This window comes from Flavobacterium sp. HBTb2-11-1 (genome assembly GCF_009826975.1).
Taxonomy (GTDB): Bacteria; Bacteroidota; Bacteroidia; order Flavobacteriales; family Flavobacteriaceae; genus Flavobacterium.
The window spans coordinates 291,314-312,648 of the sequence record NZ_WUMO01000002.1; the positions used below are offsets into that span (position 1 = coordinate 291,314).

Here is a 21,335-nt window from a genome sequence, read left to right on the forward strand (position 1 = left end):
AATTCGTTTCATTAAAACATCAACAAAAAAGCCTTGATGTTTTAAAGTCTAATTTTCTACTAATTAATTTGAGGAAGACAGTACATTGAAGTATCCTCAACCACAAGGATACTTCATGAAAGTACTGAAACCACTTAATTAACAAAACTTAAGAACACTTAAGGTAACCATCTTGTGTCTCCTACTCTATTGGTAACAATTGGAGAATTTGAATCTTTAATCATCAAATTGCCATTTGCAGGATCGACAAATAAATTTTGGGCACTTATACCTAATTCGGTCCCCTGAATTGCAGCGGCGCCTAATAGATAATCGGTAGTTGTGTAATTGTTTCCGTAAGTTGTTGGCGTATTGGCTGCAATTGCCTGAATTACTTTACCGCAAGAAGATGCCAATAATACATTTTTAAAGATTAAAGTTGATCCCACAGCATTTGGAATATTGATTAATGCTCTATTATATGCATAATCATAAATTGTAATGTTCTGATACTCTAATTGAATCGGATGAGCCGATGTGCCATAATCAAACAAGTTTTTAAAGTTTCGGTTCTTATCTGTTGTCTGATAGTAATCTCTCATGAAAGTACAGTTTGAGAATTTGGCTTTCTTCACGTTATCAGCTCCGGCAGAACCAAATACAAATGTCCCGTATGGTCCTGAGTGTCCTCCAACCTGATCAAACGTACAGTAGCTCATATCAAATTCACCGATTTCTTTGTATTTTCCGTTTCCTTGATGTCTCCAGAATCCACGTTTGAAATAATTGAAAACACAATTGTAGAAAGTAATTTTATCTAATTTCCAAGCTGTTCCGCTATTAAAGAAATAACTTGCATCAATAGTCTGATAAAAACGAATGTTTTCAAAAGCCAATTCCGATAAATAAGAACCTTCTGCAATATTCCAGTTTCCATTCATTTCTATCTGAGGGCGTTCTCCTTCGGTTCCTCCCATAAGTTTAAATCCTTTTGAAATGGTGAAAGGCGTAATTTTAAACAAGGAACCTGCTTCAAGGAAATATTCTGTTCCTTCTGGAATGGTCGGATCATCATTGTTTGCTCTCAATAAAGCATCTAAGTCCATTCCTTTTGTTACAATAATAGTTGATGTTGATGGACCTGCCGAACGGAAAGAAACCTGATTATAAGGCTTATCATAACGTCTTGCTTTGTTGTTGTCAAAAATATTTACGTTGTATAAGGTATTTTTTTCTAAACCAACAACTGTAGCTTCTCCTCTTGCAATTTCCGAAGACGTAAGTTTTCGGCCAATTGCTGGAATTTCAGCAGATTGTGCAGGTGAGACAGAAATACTGTCTACTGGATTTTTAGACGAAACGTCCCAGCTTACAGTTACTTCAGTTTCTGTAATATTCACTTTTTCTACTGTATGCAATATTGGGTCAAACGGCGGACGATCTTCTGTCAAAGCATTAGTGTACGACCATTGCGAATTATGATTATCTACTGCATGATTGGATCTTACTCTAATATAAAATTGTGTTTTATACGGAATATCATCCATCAAAAGCTGTGTATCAGTTGTAGTATATGATTTGTACAAACTTTTGTAATAATTGTCTAAATGCAGTTCTACGGTATATGATGCCGCATCGTTGACTTTATACCACACAATAGCTATTGAGTTGCCTTTTACCAAAGGAGCTGTAAGTACAAATTTTGGCTGAAACAGATCTTGTTCTTGCGGATATTTAAACTCATCGTTTTCACAAGATATCAGCATTTCTCCGCAGGCAATTATACCAAGAAGAGATAATATATAAAGTATTTTTCTAAAGTTTTTCATGCTTGGCTCGATTTAAAAATTAAATCCATAATAATTTTGAATAGCTCCTCTATGATCTGTAATCACCTTAGAAGGATACGGACATAAATAACGTAATGGATCTGTTGGAGATACCGCTGAGGCGTTGTTGTAATTGATGAATCCTCTAAAACTCCACTTGATATCGTTTCTCGGTTCGTAACTTGCTGTTTCATTGTTTAATGAATACCAGCTTACCGCAAAAGGAAGTTCTGTATAACCTGCAGGGCGAGCCTGTAAAATTTCGTCGATTCCCTTGATATCTAAGATTGTTCTGCCCGAGTTAACAGGATCTGGAATATTTTTGTAATAAATGCTTCCCGGAACTTGATCAATACCCGGAACATAAGCCCCATTGGCTACACGTCCCCAATTGTAGAGTTTGAAATATTGATTGTAAATCACTTCGCTGAATTTATTCCAACGGGCCAAATCAAATTTACGTTTGCTTTCTCCGCCAAATTCCCATTTACGCTCGTCCATAATAGCTTTAAAGAACAAATCTGGCGATGATTTAGACATTACATAATTATCTACTTTAGTTCCCCAATCTGCTTGCGCAAAAGCTCTTCTTCTCACACGTCTCAAACATTCTTTAGCATCTTCGCGAGGACCAAAACGCTCATTCACTGCTTCTGCATACATTAATAATACATCTGCAAAACGCATCCAAGAATAATTAATTCCTGTTCCTTTTTGGCTTGTGCTTCCCAACGGATCATTCATCCATAATTTAGACCATTTTCCAACTGCCAAACGAGCCAGATCCAAACGAATAACTTGATTTAAATTTTGATCGTATGAAAGCGGTGCGCAAGTAACATCTCTTCTTAAATCTTTATTATCAAACGAATAAAGGTATTCTCCGCATAAGCTCAATGTTCCAGAAGCGCTTCCGTAAGGATGATTTCCTTCAATTATCGGAATTCCAGCAAAATAGCCGTACTCGCCTGTAGAGTTTTTCAGCATCGGAATAGAAAAAATAACGTCATCATTAACGGGTGTTTCCCAATTGTTCTGCTTAATCCAAAAATCACGAAAACTCAATTTTAAATCATGCTGTCTGCCCTGAATCACCTTATCCAAATATTGAATTGCAATATCATAGTACTGCTCATAATTTTTTCCTCTTTCCATGTGCCCGATACTTGCCGGATTATTTTCGTCTGGACGAAGCGTCCATCCTCCTCTTGTAAGAGCCAATAATCCGATCAATCCTTGATTGAAACTTCTAGAAGCGCGTTCTACACCATAATCCAATTCGCTTGCGTTCTTCATAAAAGGCTCAACTGACTTTAAATCGTCAATTAAAAATTCAAGAATTACATTTCTATCCGTAGTTCCAACAGCAAAATTTTCATCTCCTGTTGAAGATTTGGTGCGGAAAACAACATCTCCCCAAATGCGGATCATGTCCAAATACACCATTGCGCGAATTGTTTTCACTTCTCCATACATCTGCATAATAGTAGAAGGCGCATCTTTTGGATCTGCTTTATATAGATCTGAGCTTTCAATTCCTTCAATTACATCATTTGCAGTATTTATGATTTTGTACATCGCACTCCAAGTGCCATTTAAAGTTGTCCAATATGGTTTTGGATCGTAACAGGCAATATCAGAACCGTTTCCGTTTACTGTATTGGTCGAAACACCAGACATTTCTACGTCTGTATTCATATTAAAAACAAAAGCAAGACGGTTTGCATAAGCATCATCTGTCAGCATGAGCGTATAAACACCCGCAACAGCAGATTGAATGTCTTTTTCTGATTTAAAAATTTCTACTTGAGTAAAGCCAGATCCCGGCTGTACATCTAGATATTCATCGCAGGCTGTAAAAGACAGCGCAACAACTAGCAGAAAACTAAATATTATCTTTTTATTCATCTTTGTGAGATTTAAATATTGTTTAATTAAAATGACAGCTGCACTCCAAAAGCGTAATTGCGCGTTCTTGGATAAGCGTTGTAATCAATATTTGGTGTTAATCCTGTTTCTAAATTGATCTCTGGATCGTATCCGGAATAGTTTGTCCAAACAAATAAGTTGCTTCCTGTAGCATAAAGTCTTATTCTGCTGAATCCTACTTTTGAACTGTTCTGTTTAGGAATTGTATAACCAAGGCTTAATGTGTTTAATCTCAGGAAAGAACCATCTTCAACGGCATAAGACATTGCAATAGGACGACCTATTGATACTGGATTCCACATGGTAGCGTTTTCGTTCTGTTTAGCCAGCTGTTCAGGCGAATAGCGAAGATCGTTACCCATGTCGTCATAATTTCTCCAACGATTGTTCAATCCTACATCCATACTGAAATTGTTCTGGTTGTTCTGGAAGAAAGAAGTCGTCATAATCTTATTGGCGTTGTAGACATCAAACCCTGACATGAAATTGAAAAATGCTGTCAAGTCGAAATTTTTCCAAATGGCATTTACGCCAAAACCTCCAGAAAAATCAGGATTTGTATCTCCGATAACCTTTCTGTCTTTATCTCCAATCACATAGCTGTTTGGGTCTGAAGGATCAACAGGAGTCAGTTTTTTAAATTTAGCATTTCCCGGAACTGGATCTCCCGAAAGGTTTTTTGAGTTGGCAACACCCTCTTTTAATTTCCAAGTTTTAGTTACTGCATCAAAAGATTCAAAGTCATCCATTGTGTAAAAACCATCGTTTACGAAACCAAAAATCAAGCCTTTTGTTCCGCCTACGTAAGCACGATAATCATCATCATTTAACAGTTGTGTTCCTGCCCAACCCGAACTCAAAATCCATTCTTGTTCTCCGCTAGCCAATTTGTCAATTTTATTTTTATTGTAACCAATATTAAAAGTCAAGTCAACTTGAAAATCTTTTTTCTTGATAACACTTCCGTTAATTGCAAATTCGACACCTTTATTTGAAGTCTGTCCAACATTGGTCATCATTTTGGTAAAACCAGAAACCGAAGCAATATCAGATGGCACCAATAAGTCTTTTACTTTATTATGGTAGAAATCTAAAGTTCCTGTAAGCCTTTCTTTGAAAAAACCAAAATCTAGACCTACGTTTGCCGTATAAGTTGTTTCCCACTTTACGTTTGGATTATTCAGATATTTGTCGTTGTAAAAATTATAGTAGTAATGGTTTTCTTCTCCCCATCCTACAGAACGATCTCTAGAAACTCCATAATATTTTGCATACAAATCGCCTTTAATTCTATCATTACCCGAAGCTCCATAACTCAAACGAAGTTTTAAATTCGAAACCGTCTCGCTATTTTTTAGGAAACTTTCATTCGAAACTCTCCATGCAAAAGCTCCCGCTGGGAAAACTCCCCATCTGTTGTCTGGACCAAATTTTGTAGAACCGTCAGTACGCACGGTAAACGTAAATAAGTAGCGATCATCATAACCATAATTGGCTCTTCCAAAAAACGAAGAAATTCTATTTGGAGATTCTGCATTTGAACCATTATCAAAAGGAGTTCCCAAAGCTAGGTTGTCTAAAGCTTTTTCTCCAGTTATGTCTTCAGGAAAATAACGAGTGCGGAAAAACTTCATTGAAGTTTCTTGATCTTTAATCTCCTGTCCAACCATTAATTGAAAATCGTGTCGTTCTTTTAATTTAAATCCGTAGTTTAATACGTTATTCAGCTGCCAGCGCGGCGACTGAGTCATAGACCAATACGTTAGAGGCATGTTGTTATTCTCTAATGCCGTTTTAGTATCTGTTCCCCAGAAACGTCCATCTTCCTGATACTTGTACTCGTAACCGAATGAAGAGCGAAGAGTTAATCCTTTTTTGATTGTCCAAGTTAAAGCTCCAGTAGTGTTAAATATTCTCGTAGTACGTTTACGGTAGTTTTTCTCTGCTTCTTCAAACGGGTTAAAACGAGGTTTAATTTCATAATCGTCCGGATCAAAATAAGTATTATCTTCAGGTAATGTCATATAATCTTCCAAACCTCCTGTTGGTGCCTCGCGTAAAGCTCTAAGCAAACTCACTCCATCTGTTCCAGAACCGTCTATGGTTTGATTGGTTAAACGGGTCTGGTATTCGAATGTAAGATTGTCTGTTAATTTTGAATTTAAAATCAGATAAATATAATTCTGACGCATTCCTGTTCCAACCAAAACACCAGGCTGATCCTGATTTACAAACGTAAATTTGAATTTTGTCTTTTCGCTTCCGCCATTTACATTAATATCTGTATATCTTGCAATTGGATTGCTGCCAAAAATTTCATTTTGCCAATCAGTGCCTTTATTTCCTTTATAAATATAATATTCGCTTGGTCTGCCATACATATTATAAAATGCCGTTGGATTAGAAGTTCCTTTACGCGCGAACTCGTACTGCATCATCACAAACTCATACGGATCCATAACATCCAAATGATTGGCAAGCGTTTTAATTTGCGTATAATTGTGGATGTTTACTGAAACTTTTCCTGCTTTTGGAACTTTAGTCGTTACAATAATAACTCCATTTGCTCCTCTTGCGCCATACACGGCTGTAGATGCAGCATCTTTCAAAACTTCTACCGATTCGATATCTGTTGGCGGAATATCATTTAAGTTGGCTACCTCAAAACCATCAACCAAGATTAGTGGCGAATTGTCTTCAGTAATAGAACCTCCTCCACGAATTCTAATTTTTACTTCTGATCCAGGCGAACCATCGACTGTTGTAACCTGAACTCCAGGAAGTCTTCCTGTCAAGGCTTCTGCCACATTTGATGTTGGCACTTTTGCCAATTCGGTTCCTTTTATGCTGGCAACCGCTCCAGTTAAATTTTTACGTTTTTGCGTTCCATAACCAATGACAACAACTTCATTCAACTCACTATTCGATTCTTTCATTGTTATTGTAATTCCAGATGTACGCCCTTTTAATGGCACTATCTCATCATTCATTCCAACAAATTTGATGATTAAAACTGCCGTTTCTGGATCGGCTACCGCTATGCTGAATTTCCCATCAAAATCGGTCACTCCATTGGTTTTTTCATTCTTTACCATAATTGTTGCGCCTGGAATACCTGCCATATTATCCCTTACCAAACCGCTCACGGTTGTACGCTTCTGAGCATATGCACCACCTGCTAGAAATAGAATGGCTAAAATGCTCCAGATATATTTTTTTATAGTCATAACTAGAATATTTTTATTTGATTAAAAGCCTGCCTAATAACAGAACTCAACAAAACCGAAACAATAACCTTTTACGGCTATCTTACAGTTTGTTTTAAGTCTGAGGACGGCTAATACTATTTAGTATTGTTTTGTTTTGATAAGAGTTTTATCAAGGTTCGTTTATAAGGAAGTCTACACTTGTCACTTTATTGCCTTCAATAGCGAAAGTTCCTTGCAATTCTTTTGTTTTTACAACCTCCATATTCTGATTAAGGCATTCTATTTTAACGCGAACGTTATTGGCTTCCTCTCCTGTTTGAAATAAAACAAAATCGTCTGTATAATTTATTCCACCGCTGGCTGTTGCTTTGCTTCTTGTTACAAACATGTCTTCTTTTATGTATGTACCGTCTACAACTTTGTAGCCGCTTCTCTTTACCAAAACTGTCGTCTTAATTGTAGTATAACTTTTATCAGCTGTCACATCCAAAGTTTTCAAACGAAGAATTCCCGTTCGCGTGACAATATTCAGCATTAACGGTTCTTCAAATGGCGAAGCGTAAGGCATCGCATCTGATAGATTTACTGGCTGGTTTGCCAGTGCAGGCTGCGGAACAATCAGTTCGTTAAGGTTCGTTGGAGAAGGAACCATTTGTTCAGGATAATCTGTTGCTACCAATTTGTATTTCCCATTTTCTAACGAAAAAGGATAAAGCGAACTGTAGTTTGCAAAATAATCTCCATTTTCCTTATACACAAAAAGAGGTCTTGTTGAAATGCCTACATTTAAATTCCAAGGTTCGCCGTTTAATTCGAAATCTAGTTTTTTAACAGTATAGCTTTCATATTTAAGGTCGTCGTTAGAGCAAGAGTTTAGAAGAAAAAATATCCCCGCTCCAAGAATCAGATTTTTAATTATTTTCATATCTCTAAAAATTAAAAATGATGAAAATTTTTCTTTTGATTCATTTTAGGACTGCAGTCCGAGATAGGCAGTTGAAAGTTAAATCTACTTTGGTTCATAATTTTGGTTTTAAGGTTAGTTAGTTAAAAATCAGTTAAGATTGTGAAGCAAAACTAGAAATAGCATCTCTTAAAGTGGGGTATTTTTTGCTTTTCAGAATGGTACAAATCGCTATTTAAGCACCTATAAGCGGTTATTCGATAAAAATTTCTTACTTTTTTATACAACACAAAAAAAATATCATAAATAAAAGCAGATATCGCAATCGTTTATTTAAAGACTTTATTATGGAATAATATTGTTCAAAAAAGCCTCATTAAAATAATGAGGCTTCTGTATCCATAATTTTTATTTAAATGGCGAATCAACGAAATTGTCGGCGATATTCTGCTGGCGTATGATTATATTTTGCCCTGAAACATTTTCCGAAGTATTTAAGATCATTAAAACCTACTTCAAAACAGATTTCTTTTATCAATAAATCATCTTCTTTTAAAAGTCTTGCCGCTTCGCTTAATCGCATATCACGGATGAAAACAACGGGAGAAGCTCCAGTAATACTTTTGAGCTTATTGAAAAAACTAGCACGTGACATGCACATTAATTTGCCTAGCTCATCTACTGAAAAATCAGAATTAGACCTATTTTCTTTTATAAATTCAATAACCTGAAACATGAACTTCTGGTCTTTATTTGAAATCTGCAGCGGTTCTTCCTTCGAAATTTCAATAGTGCTGCCACTTGCAAACAATTCCTGCAAACGAGCACGCTGTTCCAAAACATTCTTCACTCGTGCTTTCAACAGACTGACATTAAACGGTTTTGTAACATAATCATCTGCACCATACTCCAGCCCTTCTAACTTGCTTTCAATTGATGATTTTGCTGTAAGCAGAATAACTGGAATATGGCTAGTTGACAAATTATCTCGAATTGATTTCAACATTTCGATTCCGTCTTTTTCAGGCATCATAATATCGCTGATGATGAAATCAGGCAATATCTCTTCTGCTTTGGCACACCCTTCGTTACCATTCTCGGCAGTAAAAATTGTATAATCACTTTCTAAAATAGAGACAATAAAGGCACGCAATTCTGGATCATCTTCTACAATAAGTCCAATCGGATGCGTTCTAGCAGATTCTTCTGCAATTACTGTTTCACGTTCTGCTTCAAAATCTTGATTTATTTCATCCGAAAAATGTTCCTCAGCCTCATCAAACAAAATATCAACGTCTCCCTTAAAGTGCTGATATCCCTTTAAAAATGCCACCTGAAAACTGCTTCCTTCACCTTTTATGCTATCAACCAAAACAGATGCACCATGTTTATCTGCAATGTCTTTTATAATAGAAAGTCCAAGACCAGTACTGGGATTGGATAGGTTTTCATTGTAATTTGAAAAACGGACAAACAGTCTTTTCTGAATCTTCGGGTTAATACCTGGTCCGTTATCACTTACAGTCAAAAAGATATGTTTTTCCGATTCTTCGACCTGAACCACTATAGAATCTCCTTTGCTGCAATATTTGAAAGCATTTGAAAGAAGGTTGATTAAAATTTTATCCAAACTGTCTGGATCAGCCCAAATTTTAGGATTTGACGATTTAATATTTACTTTCAGATTTATATTGCTCTGCGCACTCATTTCTTCAAAATCTTCACACATTTGCAAAACGAATTCTCCGAGATTAATTTCGCGGATAGCCAGTTTTTTATCTTGAACTCTTCTTAAATCCAAAATTTGATTTACCAGATTCAAAAGTTTATTGCTGCTTTTTTCAATAATTCGAAGCTGTCCTTTTGTAGAATCTTTTAAATCTTCATCTGCAAGCATGACTTCCAAAGGCGCTGCAATCATGGTGAGCGGCGTGCGAATCTCATGCGAAATATCAGTAAAGAATTTCAGCTTCAATTCGCTCATCTGTTTTTCCAGCTTTACATCATTTCGCAGTTTTAGAATGGTGATAATAATTCTTCTGGTTAGGAAAAACAAACCGCCAGCCAATATCAAATAGCAGAAATAAGCAAAATTGGTTCCCCAGATCGAAGGTCGAATCGTTATCTTAATCCGTCTTTCATTGTCCATCCATAAATTATGTCCGTTTGTGGAAGAAACTAATAGCGTATAGCTTCCACGTCCTAAATTGGTATAGTTAATAGATTGGCCGCCCTTAATGTAGTTCCATTGCTTATCAATTCCTTCCAATTTGTATCGGTACACAATATTTTCGCTTTTAAGATAGTCTAAAGCCGAAATCTGTACTCTGAAGAAATTTTGATTGTGTTCAAGGGTAACTTCTTCCAGCAAATCAGGATTTTTGGGAGTTTCAGGATTTATTTCATGCAGTTCTTTATTATTTACTAAAAATCCTGAAATCGCCAAATAAGGTTTAAAATGATACGGTTTTATATTTTCTGGCTTGAAATAAATTACGCCATTGGAATATCCTACCGCAATTTCACCATTGGAAAGTTCACATTTTGTAGCCTCCGAGAATATCTCCGTTCCAATAATTGACTTCAACTCTGGAAACGTTTCCGCACCGTTATTTTTGGGGTCAAAACGCACAATTTGGTTGTCGCTCATAAGCCAGATTTTCCCCTCTTTATCTTCCTGAATAGCTACAACTCCTTCCACCGGAAACGAAACCATTTCGTTCCAAATTGATTTCACGTTCAATTGCCCTTTTAGATCTAAATCGGCTAAAATCAATCCCATTCCATTGGTTGCCAATGCCATCTGGTTATCGTGTGTGATCAGAACATCCAAAATATCATTTCCCGAAACCTGAGAATATTCCCTAAATTTTATTTTATTTGAGGATTGAGTATCTTCTGAAAAAGAAAACAATTTATAAGATGAAATAAAAAATATTTTCTTGTCTTTGTTTTCCACGATCGAACGCACCTTATCTGCCGTTTTTATTGGGTAATTTTTTAACTCATTTTTGAAATTAATGAATTGGATTCCGTTGCTTGATTCACGAATAATATTTACTCCGCCGCCCCAAGTTGCAATATAAATCTGTCCGTTTGAAGCTTGAAAGATTTTAAAGATATCGTCTGAATTAATGCTATAAATATTGTTTCCATCACTTTTATAATGAACAACTTTATATCGAAATGGCTGATTGGTTGGAAATAAACAGAATAATCCATTTCCTCTTGTCCCTACCCAAATTCTTCCTTTTTTATCTTGAAGCATGCTGTAAATATCGGCTCCCCATCCAGGACCAGTTGGTGATAACATACCATCAGAAGCTAGAAATCCGATTTTGTTCTTTTGAATATCAAACAGAGTAATTTTCTCCTTACGGCTTGCCACCCACAGATTTCCCTTGCTGTCTTTCATTAAACTTCGCACATTATGTTTATGATGCTCATTTGACGAGTCGAGATTTAAAGTTGAGAAACTGCTGTTGCTGAAAGTTATCAAATCTAAACCCTGTTTGAAAGAGCAAAACCAAAGATTTCCCAGTCTGTCAAACATTGCTGTATGCATCAAATCAGAAACCGATTCTTTAGATTCGTTAATACATCGAATTACTGATGATAATCTGTCATTTTTTTCATCCCAATAAGAAAACGGAGCATTGCTAGATTGTATCCATACCGTTCCATTTGGAGAAGTAATCATAAAACTTTTTCTTTGCCCTCCTGCTGTTGCAGAATCACTATAATCTACAGGCATTCGCTTCATTTTTTTTGTCAGCAGATCAAATTGAAACACACCTTCGCCTTGAGCTTCAAACCAAAATTGTCTAGAACGTGTTGAGCCTAAATAATTGATTTTTTTATTTGGAAATCCTGCTAAACTTTTACTGTTATACGGATCTAGCTTTCCTGTTTTCAGATCACAAAAGTAAAAAGCCTGTCCTGCTGTTATGATAAGCATTTTAGTATTGGCAACAAGTTCTGTATAAATGATATCTTCTTTAACATCCAGAAGAAAATCAAAAAATGTTCTTGCTTTTTTATTGTAACGTGCAAGTTCTCCGTTATTTCCTCCGAAAAATATATCTTCTTTGGTTTCTAAAAATGAATTATACAAACAAGGTTTTCCATTAAAAAAGAAATATTGAGGTTCTCTACCAGACTTATCCAATCTGCAAGTTCCTGCTTCAGTAAAAAACCAAGTTGCGCCTTGTTTATCTTCGTAAATATCACGGATTTTTCCGCATTTTTTTGATAGGTCAAAAACTATTTTTCTAACTTTTTTGTTGGCTTCAAAAGCAATCACATAATTTTTTTCTTCAGGAAAAAGCCAAACTCTTCCAGAGGGCATCACTTTAAAATCTACAAAAGCAATATTTTCGTCCTTTAAACTTCCTTCTTCAATTGGGTAATGAAAACTTAGCTCGCGAGTATCAAAATAGTAGATATCATTTTTCTCAGACTGAATCCAAATTCGTCCGCTATTGTCAAACTTAAATTTAAAAACACGATTGGAAATTAAATTGAGTGAACTATTCTGTTTAACTCTAAATTTTTGAAAAGTACTTCCATCATAACGAATTAGTCCATTAAAAGTAGACAGCCAAATAAATCCCTTTTTATCCTGCTGGATATCAAGAATGCGAGATTGCCTTAACTTTAAATCGTTTGCAAAATGGGTCAGTGTACCAGAAGGTTGCGCATTGCACAAAACACTCATCCAGTAAAAAAAAAATACGAGTAGATTTCTTTTCATCGAAAACTTTATAGAATTAAGCAGATCACAAAAATATCAAAATTCTTTTCCTAACATAATAGAAGTGTCTCTTGCAGCAAAATACCACCATAAAAATAGTGATTTGTCCCCCATTGGTACTGGAGTGAAATTCTTAAATATTTAATTCAAAGCTTTATAGCATACACTAAATAGCAATTTATCCTAACTTAAGAGAGCTAAAAATCTAATTTTGTGAGTTCGCAGAAAAGATAGGAAGTTTCATCTTTACTATTGTCTCTGTATTTGCAAATTTGCGTTCCTGTTTTAAAAACAGAGAATCAAAAAATAATAAATCTAACACTATCCAAAACCTATGAAAAGAAAATCCATAGTTATTGCGTTACATTTTTTTGCTTTAACCACCTTTGCGCAAGAAAATTATCCGTACAAAAATCCAAATCTGCCGACAGAGCAACGTGTCAATGACTTAGTTTCCCGAATGTCATTGGATGAAAAAATAAATCAGCTAATGGATTCTGCTCCTGCTATCGACCGTTTGGGAGTTCCAGAATACAATTGGTGGAACGAATCATTGCATGGCGTTGCACGTGCGGGATTTGCCACTGTTTTTCCGCAATCTATTTCAATTGCTTCTTCTTGGGATCGCCAGTTAATATTAGATGTTGCCACTGCCATTTCTGATGAAGCTCGTGCGAAACATCATGAATATTTAAGAAGAGGCCAGCATGGAATGTACCAAGGATTGACATTCTGGTCGCCAAACGTAAATATCTTTCGTGACCCTCGATGGGGGCGCGGACATGAAACATACGGAGAAGATCCGTTCTTGACGAGCCAATTGGGTCTTAATTACGTTAACGGACTTCAAGGAACTAATGACAAGTATTTGAAAGTGGTTGCTACCGCCAAGCATTATGCCGTGCATTCTGGGCCAGAGCCTTCCCGTCATTTTTTTAATGCCAATACAAGCGATGTGGATTTGTATGAAACTTATCTTCCTGCGTTTAGAACCTTGGTAAAAGACGGACACGTTTATTCTGTTATGGGCGCTTACAACCGTTTTAGAGGGGAGTCGGCTAGTGCGAGTCCGTTTCTTTTTAATATTCTTCGAAATACATGGGGATTCAACGGCTACATCGTATCGGATTGTGGTGCTGTAACCGATATTTGGAAGTACCATAAAATTACGAATGATGCTGCAGGCGCTTCTGCATTGGCGGTAAAAAATGGTTTGGATTTGGAATGCGGAAGCAGTTTCCAGTCTTTAAAAGAAGCAGTTGATCGCAAATTAATTGCTGAAGCTGATATTGATGTCGCTGTAAAACGTTTATTTACAGCGAGATTTAAATTAGGTATGTTTGATCCGGATGAGATTGTTCCTTATGCTCAAATTCCATATTCGACCAACAATAATGCGGCCAACGATTTTCTTGCGAGAACTGCTTCGCAAAAAAGCATTGTTCTTTTGAAGAATCAAAGCAATACGCTCCCGCTCTCTAAAAATATCAAAACTGTCGCGGTAATTGGGCCAAATGCAGATGATATCCAATCTTTATGGGGAAATTATAGCGGAGTTCCGAGTAATCCGATTACGGTTTTAAAAGGAATTCAAAACAAATTGGAACCAAGTGCAAAAGTTTTATATGCCAAAGGAACCGATTTGGCAAAAGGAGTTTCTGAAATGAATATTATACCGTCCATATATTTTCAGAATGAAAACGGTACACAAGGTTTAATTGGAGAATATTTTGACAATAAAGAATGGAACGGAAAACCTCTTTTTACTCGTATTGATGATAATATTGATTTCGAATGGGATATCAATACGCCAGATCCCCGCTTGAAAATGGGAAATTACAGCGTAAAGTGGACAGGATATCTTAGCGTTCCTAAATCAGGAACTTACAACATTTCGGAATGGTCAAAACCTTTTATGACCGTTGAAATTGAAGGAGGAAAAACCACTGGCGGAAAAAACAACCATCATCCGCGTTTTCGTCCGCAAAAAATTGATTTAGAAGCAGGAAAAAAATATAAAATAGAAGTTAAATACCAGAATTTCTATGGAGACGCGATTGCAAAATTATTTTGGTCAGAACCTCAGGAAAACCTAATTCAAGAAGCGGTGCAAACGGCCAATCAAGCCGATGCTGTAATTTTAGTTTTAGGACTGAATGAACGTTTGGAAGGTGAGGAAATGAAAGTGGAAGCAGATGGTTTCAACGGCGGAGACCGAACAAGTCTAGATCTTCCAGCCAATCAAGAAGAATTGATGAAAGCCGTTAAAGCGACTGGAAAACCCGTAATATTGGTTTTAATTAACGGAAGCGCGCTTTCTATCAATTGGGCAAATGACAATGTTCCTGCTATTCTAACAGCAGGATATCCAGGCCAGCAAGGCGGAAATGCGATTGCTGATGTTTTATTTGGAGATTACAATCCGGCGGGCAGGCTTCCAGTTACATACTATAAATCTGTAGATCAGCTTCCTAAATTTGAAAATTATGATATGGAAGGCAGAACGTATCGGTATTTCCATAAAACGCCTCTTTACCCTTTTGGATTTGGTTTGAGTTATACAACTTTTAAATATGCTAATTTACAGCTTCCAAAAGATTTCAATTCTGACGCATATTTTAAAATTTCTGTTGACATTACCAATACTGGAGATCGTGACGGAGATGAAGTGGCTGAATTATATGTGAAAGACGAGAAAGCCTCTACTCCACGTCCGATTTGCCAATTAGAAGGTTTTGAGCGAATCCATCTAAAAAAAGGAGAAACAAAGACAGTTACTTTTACCATTACACCAAGACAGCTTTCTATGATTAACAAGAAAAAAGAGCGCGTTGTAGAACCCGGCTGGTTCACCTTTTTTGTTGGCGGAAAACAGCCAGATGGTTCTAGTGACATTCAAAGCGGAAGAATCAACTTTACTGGCAAAATGATTACCCTTGAGAAATAAACTTTTGCAAACTATTTAACAGACTATTAACCACTTTTATAATCAAATTTTACAATGAACCAAAACCTCGCTTTCGCAGACTATGCGGTTTTTATTATTTATTTTATCGTAGTCTCTGTCTATGGATACACGGTTTACCGCAAACGTAAACAAGACGAACATGATGCTAAAGCTTACTTTTTGGCTGAAGGAAATCTAACATGGTGGGCAATTGGAGCTTCTCTTATTGCTTCTAACATCTCTGCAGAACAGTTCATCGGAATGAGCGGTGAAGGCTTTTTCTTAGGAATTGCCGTTGCTGCTTACGAATGGCTTGCTGCCGTTGCACTTATTATTGTTGCTGTCTGGTTTATTCCTGTGTATCTTAAAAATAAGATTTACACAATGCCACAATTCTTAAAAACGCGTTACAATGAGTCTACTGCTCTTATTATGGCAGTTTTCTGGCTGTTTTTGTATGTTTTTGTAAACTTAACTTCTATTTTATATTTAGGAGCTGTTGCCATTAACAAACTTGCTGGTGGAGAATACCTTCACGTAATTATGCTTGGATTGGCTATTTTTGCCTTATTTATTTCTCTTGGAGGAATGAAGGTTGTAGCTTATACAGACGTTATTCAGGTTGCTGTATTAATTATCGGAGGTTTGGTAACTTCTTATATTGCCTTAACAACAGTTGCAGAAGCTTTTGGTGTTGGTCAAAACGCTATCGCTGGTTTCAAAGTCTTAATGCACCAGGCGCCAGAACATTTTAAAATGATTATTCCAAAACCAACTGCAACTTCTACGCAGCTTGAAATCGATAAATATTTAACTTTCCCTGGATTGTTATCTTATGCAGCTGGTATCTGGATCATCAACCTAAACTATTGGGGATGTAACCAATACATTACCCAAAGAGCTCTTGGAGCAGACTTGCAGACTGCACGTACAGGAATTCTATTTGCTGGTATGCTAAAATTATTAATGCCGCTTATCGTAATGCTTCCTGGTATTGCCGCTTACGTTTTATATACAAGCGGACACTTGCCTCAATTGGAGGGAGGAGTAAAAGATGAAGCATATTCTGCTATCTTAACATTCCTGCCAACCGGATTAAAAGGACTTTCTGTTGCAGCTCTAACTGCTGCAATCGTAGCATCGTTGGCTGGAAAAGTAAACAGTATTTCTACAATTTATACACTTGATGTTCATAAAAAATACATCCAGAAAGAAGCAGGCGAAAAACAGCAGGTAAATATTGGTCGTATTGCCGTTTTTGTTGCCATGCTTTTAGCGGTTCTATTTACATGGAATGACGTTTTAGGAATTGGCGGTGTTGGCGGATTTACTTACATCCAAAAATATACCGGATTCATCAGCCCTGGGGTTTTTGCTATGTTCTTCTTAGGTATGTTCTGGAAAAGAACTACAGGAACAGCAGCAATTGTTGGAGTAATCTTAGGATTCTTATTATCTGTTTTATTCAACGAATATGCTCCTGCTTTATTTGGAAACGATACACTTTTATATACAGCTTACCCTAACGGAAAAGGAGCTTTCGAAATTCCTTTCCACATATGTATGGGATTGTCATTCTTATTTACAATGATTGCAATGATCCTAATAAGTTTTGCTGGACCAAAAGTAAACCCTAAAGCATTCGAGACAGAACCTGGAATGTTCAAAGTTAAACCGCAGACAACAGTCTTAATCGTTATTACGCTATTGATTATTGCTGCGCTTTATGTTAAGTTCTGGTAATAAATTATTAGTTCTATTCTCTCTATTTTTACAGCTGTTGTTTGTGAACAACAGCTGTTTGTTCCTTCAGTGATAGCCGAAAGCTAAGACCTGTTCTCACAATACAGCAACTGTCAATGCCTAATGTTAAAAACTTGGATTAAGTTTTTGAAATGGTATTTCAGTTTAGATATTTAATATTTACTTTTTAGGAATTAAATTATAATAATTTCAAAAAATCATTTGAGAAATAAAATATTTTTTTTGACCAATCTCCAACTGGATGCCTAAACCCTAATTGGAGAGCCGCTAAATCAAGCTCCCATTTGAAGTACTAATCTACAAATCGCCTCGGAATTTACACCATAGAGTTCACTACAACCAAATGGCGTCAATTTAAGAAAATTGTCGCCATTTTTTTCTTTGCTAAATTATACCTGATAACTTTTCCCATAAAATTTATAAATGTCTATTTTTAAATAAATCATTATATTAGAATATTATCTATGAATTATTTGGGAATTAAACAGATTTTCACATCAATCCCCAACAGGACATCTAAACCAAATTTACAAAGCCAATGAAAGACAGGCACTACATGTAATACGCCAATTGCTTCAAATCATCCAAAAAAGATGTTGTAATTTGTCCTGTCCCCGTCACAAAGCCAAATGGCGCCAATTGAAGACAATTGGCGCCATTTTTTTATTTAACCCTTATCAATAAATGAGTTTGACTCGTTTTTGCTTTATTTTCTTCATAAATAAACAAACTTCAGAAAAACATTATTTATATGAAAAACAAGATAAATTTAAATTTTAGCGTTCGATAACTTAACAGGATTCGAACACCAAGAACAGAGCTGAAATTAAGTTTTACATTTTCAAAATTTGATAATTTCCTGTCTTCCCTTATCAATCTTTTTCAAGAAAAAAAGCCAGCAGTCTAAAACACGCTGCCGGCTTTAAAAATAATCATAATTTTAAAAAAATCTTTTCTCTCTTCTTACATCTTTTCAATACTAGGAGGGATCAATTTATACATCACGGGCGTTACAATTCGTGATAATATTGTAGAACTGATTAAACCGCCAATTAACACAATTGCCAATGGTGCGATCAAAGGATTTGAGTTTAATGCAATCGGAATTAAACCACAAATTGCAGTAATTGAAGTCAGTACTACAGGCAGAAAACGCGTTTCTCCTGCAATTGAAATAGCTTCATCGATCGAATGTCCTTCCTGCCTTAACTGATTGGTGAAATCTACCAGCAGCAAAGAATTCTTTACCTGAATTCCCGAAAGACCTATAAAACCGATTATAGCAACCAAAGACATAGGGCTTCCATTAAGAAGCAACAATAAAACACCGCCTAAAATCCCCAGCGGTATGATAGATAATACAATAATAATTCCTTTAAAAGTTTTAAACTGCAGCAGTAAAACTGCAACAAACAAAAAGGTACTCAAAATAATTACTGCCAAAAAGTTACCACCCAGCGCATCGCCTTCCGATTCTTTCTCACCCGATAATTTGTAATAATATCCTTTTGGCATTTTCAATTGATCCAGTTTTGGAACAATGTGCGTCAATAAATCATTGGCATAATACCCTTTTGCTGATAAAGCGCTTACTTTTGAAAAGCGTGATTTATTAAAATGATTAATTGCAGTTGGAGAAGTTTCAAACGAAATTTCAGCAATCTGGTTCAGTGCAATCGGTATGCCCTGAAGGTTATTTACATACAGGTTTTTCAAAGCATCAAGGTTCGAAAATTTATCTCGGGGCAATGTCAGTGTAACATTTCTGGCATCTCCCCTATCATCTATATAATCGCCGACCGTTAATCCTGCTACCGAAAGACGGATTACCTTATCTACATCGCTTGTCAGTACTCCCAATGTTCTGGCTTTTTCTTTATTGATTTTAACTTTAAGATCTGTTTTATACGTATTCAGTTCATTGTTAATATACACCGTGCCTTCTTGATTTCTAAGAATAGTTTCTACCTGTGAAGAAAGCTTACGTAACACTTCCTGATCTTCACCAAATAATCTTACGACAATATTAGCTTCTAAAGGTGTTCCTTGTTCAAAATCTTTTACCTCCACTTTTGCATAAGGCATCGTTTTAAATTTATTTCGAAGTTCTTCAATCAAAGCTGTTTTCTCTGATGGTTTAGCTTCATCTTCGAGCTGGACAAAAATCTGTGCAAAATCTGGTTTTCTATCCTGCGGATGCACATTATAATAAATCTGCGGATTTCCTTTACCAACATTTGAAGTGTAATACACAATTTCTTTATGATTTTTAAGCTCTGCTTCTACAATTTTGGTCACACGGTCACTTTCTGTAATATTGGCCTGTAGCGGCATTTTTATATTGATAAGGAACATTGGTTTTTCTGAAGTTGGGAATAATTTAAAACCCGTTACTTTAAACAATCCAAAAGCTGTGATGCTCAAAACTATAGAAATAGCAATAGTAGTTCTCGGATATTTTAAGGCTTTAGGCATAATATCACGGTACGCTCTGGTCAGGAATTTTTGCAGATACTGTAGAAAAATATTCCCTCCCGCATGATCGTGCGTTTTTAAAAATCGGCTTCCTAAAAACGGCACCAAAGTCAAAGCGACAATCATCGATGCTAGTACACTGGTAATAACTGCCATTGGAAGACTTCTGATAAATTCTCCCGAGACATCCGGCAGGAAAGTCAGCGGTAGAAACGCAATAATAAGTGTTGCTGTACAGCCTACTACGGCAATTCCAATTTGTTTGGTTCCTTTAAGAACTGCATCCATTTTAGAATGTCCTTCTCGCAGCCATCGCTCTATGTTTTCGACTACCACAATACTGTCATCCACCAATAATCCCAACGCTACTACCAGACCTACGATACTTAACTGATTTAAAGAAAAGCCAAAAGCATTCATTGCAATTAATCCTAATGCGAGGGATAATGGAATAGAAATCATCACAATTCCCGAAGCTCTTAAGCCTAATGGAAGCAACGTAACGATTACCAAAACAATGGCAAGGGTAAAATCAAAACCTAAATGTCCCAAACGCTGCGATACCATATTCGCCTGATCGAAGTTTTTTACTAATTTGATGTTTGACGGTAATTCTTTAGAAAATTCATCAACAATTGGCAGGAATTCTTTCTGCACATCTGTAATGTTTACATTATCTTTCATACCAGCTGTAACCAGTACACATCGGTGTCCGTTAATGCGGGTAATATGATCGACAACCTGCGACTTGTAGCCTACTTCGGCTACATCTTTCATATAGATTATTTTACCGTTAGCATTGTAGATTACTGTATTGGATACATCGTCCGCATTTTTAAATTTACCACTGGTTTTTACATTAAATACTTTACTGCCTAAATCAATGCTTCCTCCTGGAATATCGGCCGCTTCGCTCTGCAGGCTTGCCATGACTACATTTAACGGAATTTTTAATTGGGCCAACTTTTCCAGCTGTAAATCAATACGAATTTCCTGCTCGGGAATTCCAGCATATTTTACATCTTTCAGATTGGTAATTTTCTCAATTTTAGATTTAAGTTTATCCGCTTCATCACGAAGTTTTTTGTCTGATGCATTTTCTGAAACCAACGCTATCTGAAGGATTTTCACATCAGAAGAAGCAATTTTTTCGGTTTTTATCTGATAAATATCTTTTGGAAGTTCGCTGTTTTTAAGAGCATTCATTTCCGTAGAAATCTCCTGATATTTATTATCAACATCTACTCCGTATTTAAATTTTACCTGAAAAGCTGCAACACCGTCTTCTACTGTGGTTAATATTTTTTCGATGTTTTCGAGTCCGTAAATTTTATTCTCGATTGGTTTTACAACCTGCTCCTCCATATCCTTTGGACTTGTCCCGGGATAGATTACCGTAATTAAATATTGCGGTGGATGCGTTGAAGGATCTTCCGCTCTAGGCATGGTAAACAGCGTAAGATACCCCACCACAGCAATCAGCAGAAATATAATCAGCGTAAACTGATAATTTTTAACAGCAAAGTTTGTTATTTTCATGATACTG

Annotated in this window: 8 protein-coding genes; 2 read left to right on the forward strand and 6 right to left on the reverse strand. The window is 36.2% G+C overall.

Annotated features, from left to right (window positions below; translation table 11 throughout):
- Window positions 1–158 precede the first annotated feature (158 nt).
- From GR162_RS06390 to GR162_RS06410, 5 genes are all read right to left on the reverse strand, one after another.
- On the reverse strand, window positions 159–1,808 hold the full coding sequence (locus tag GR162_RS06390; protein ID WP_160781428.1) for a DUF5123 domain-containing protein: 1,650 nt from the start codon (window positions 1,806–1,808) through the stop codon (window positions 159–161).
- A 12-nt stretch (window positions 1,809–1,820) separates the two neighbouring features.
- Entirely contained in the window at window positions 1,821–3,716 is a 1,896-nt protein-coding gene (locus GR162_RS06395) for a RagB/SusD family nutrient uptake outer membrane protein (protein ID WP_160781429.1), read from the reverse strand.
- Window positions 3,717–3,742: 26 nt separating this feature from the next.
- On the reverse strand, window positions 3,743–6,964 hold the full coding sequence (locus GR162_RS06400) for a TonB-dependent receptor (protein ID WP_202393906.1): 3,222 nt from the start codon (window positions 6,962–6,964) through the stop codon (window positions 3,743–3,745).
- A 151-nt stretch (window positions 6,965–7,115) separates the two neighbouring features.
- A complete protein-coding gene (locus tag GR162_RS06405) occupies window positions 7,116–7,871 on the reverse strand; it encodes a hypothetical protein (protein ID WP_160781430.1) in 756 nt (251 codons plus the stop codon).
- Window positions 7,872–8,274: 403 nt separating this feature from the next.
- A complete protein-coding gene (locus GR162_RS06410) occupies window positions 8,275–12,603 on the reverse strand; it encodes a two-component regulator propeller domain-containing protein (RefSeq protein WP_160781431.1) in 4,329 nt (1,442 codons plus the stop codon).
- Between the two features lie 334 nt (window positions 12,604–12,937).
- Between GR162_RS06410 and GR162_RS06415 the strand changes: the two genes are divergently transcribed.
- A complete protein-coding gene (locus GR162_RS06415) occupies window positions 12,938–15,550 on the forward strand; it encodes a beta-glucosidase (protein ID WP_160781432.1) in 2,613 nt (870 codons plus the stop codon).
- 54 nt (window positions 15,551–15,604) lie between these two features.
- Window positions 15,605–17,293: a sodium/sugar symporter gene (locus GR162_RS06420; RefSeq protein ID WP_160781433.1), complete on the forward strand. Its 1,689-nt coding sequence runs from the start codon at window positions 15,605–15,607 to the stop codon at window positions 17,291–17,293.
- A gap of 984 nt (window positions 17,294–18,277) precedes the next feature.
- On the opposite strand, the gene GR162_RS06425 is transcribed toward GR162_RS06420, so the two are convergent.
- Entirely contained in the window at window positions 18,278–21,328 is a 3,051-nt protein-coding gene (locus GR162_RS06425; RefSeq protein ID WP_091135006.1) for an efflux RND transporter permease subunit, read from the reverse strand.
- Window positions 21,329–21,335: the final 7 nt, after the last annotated feature.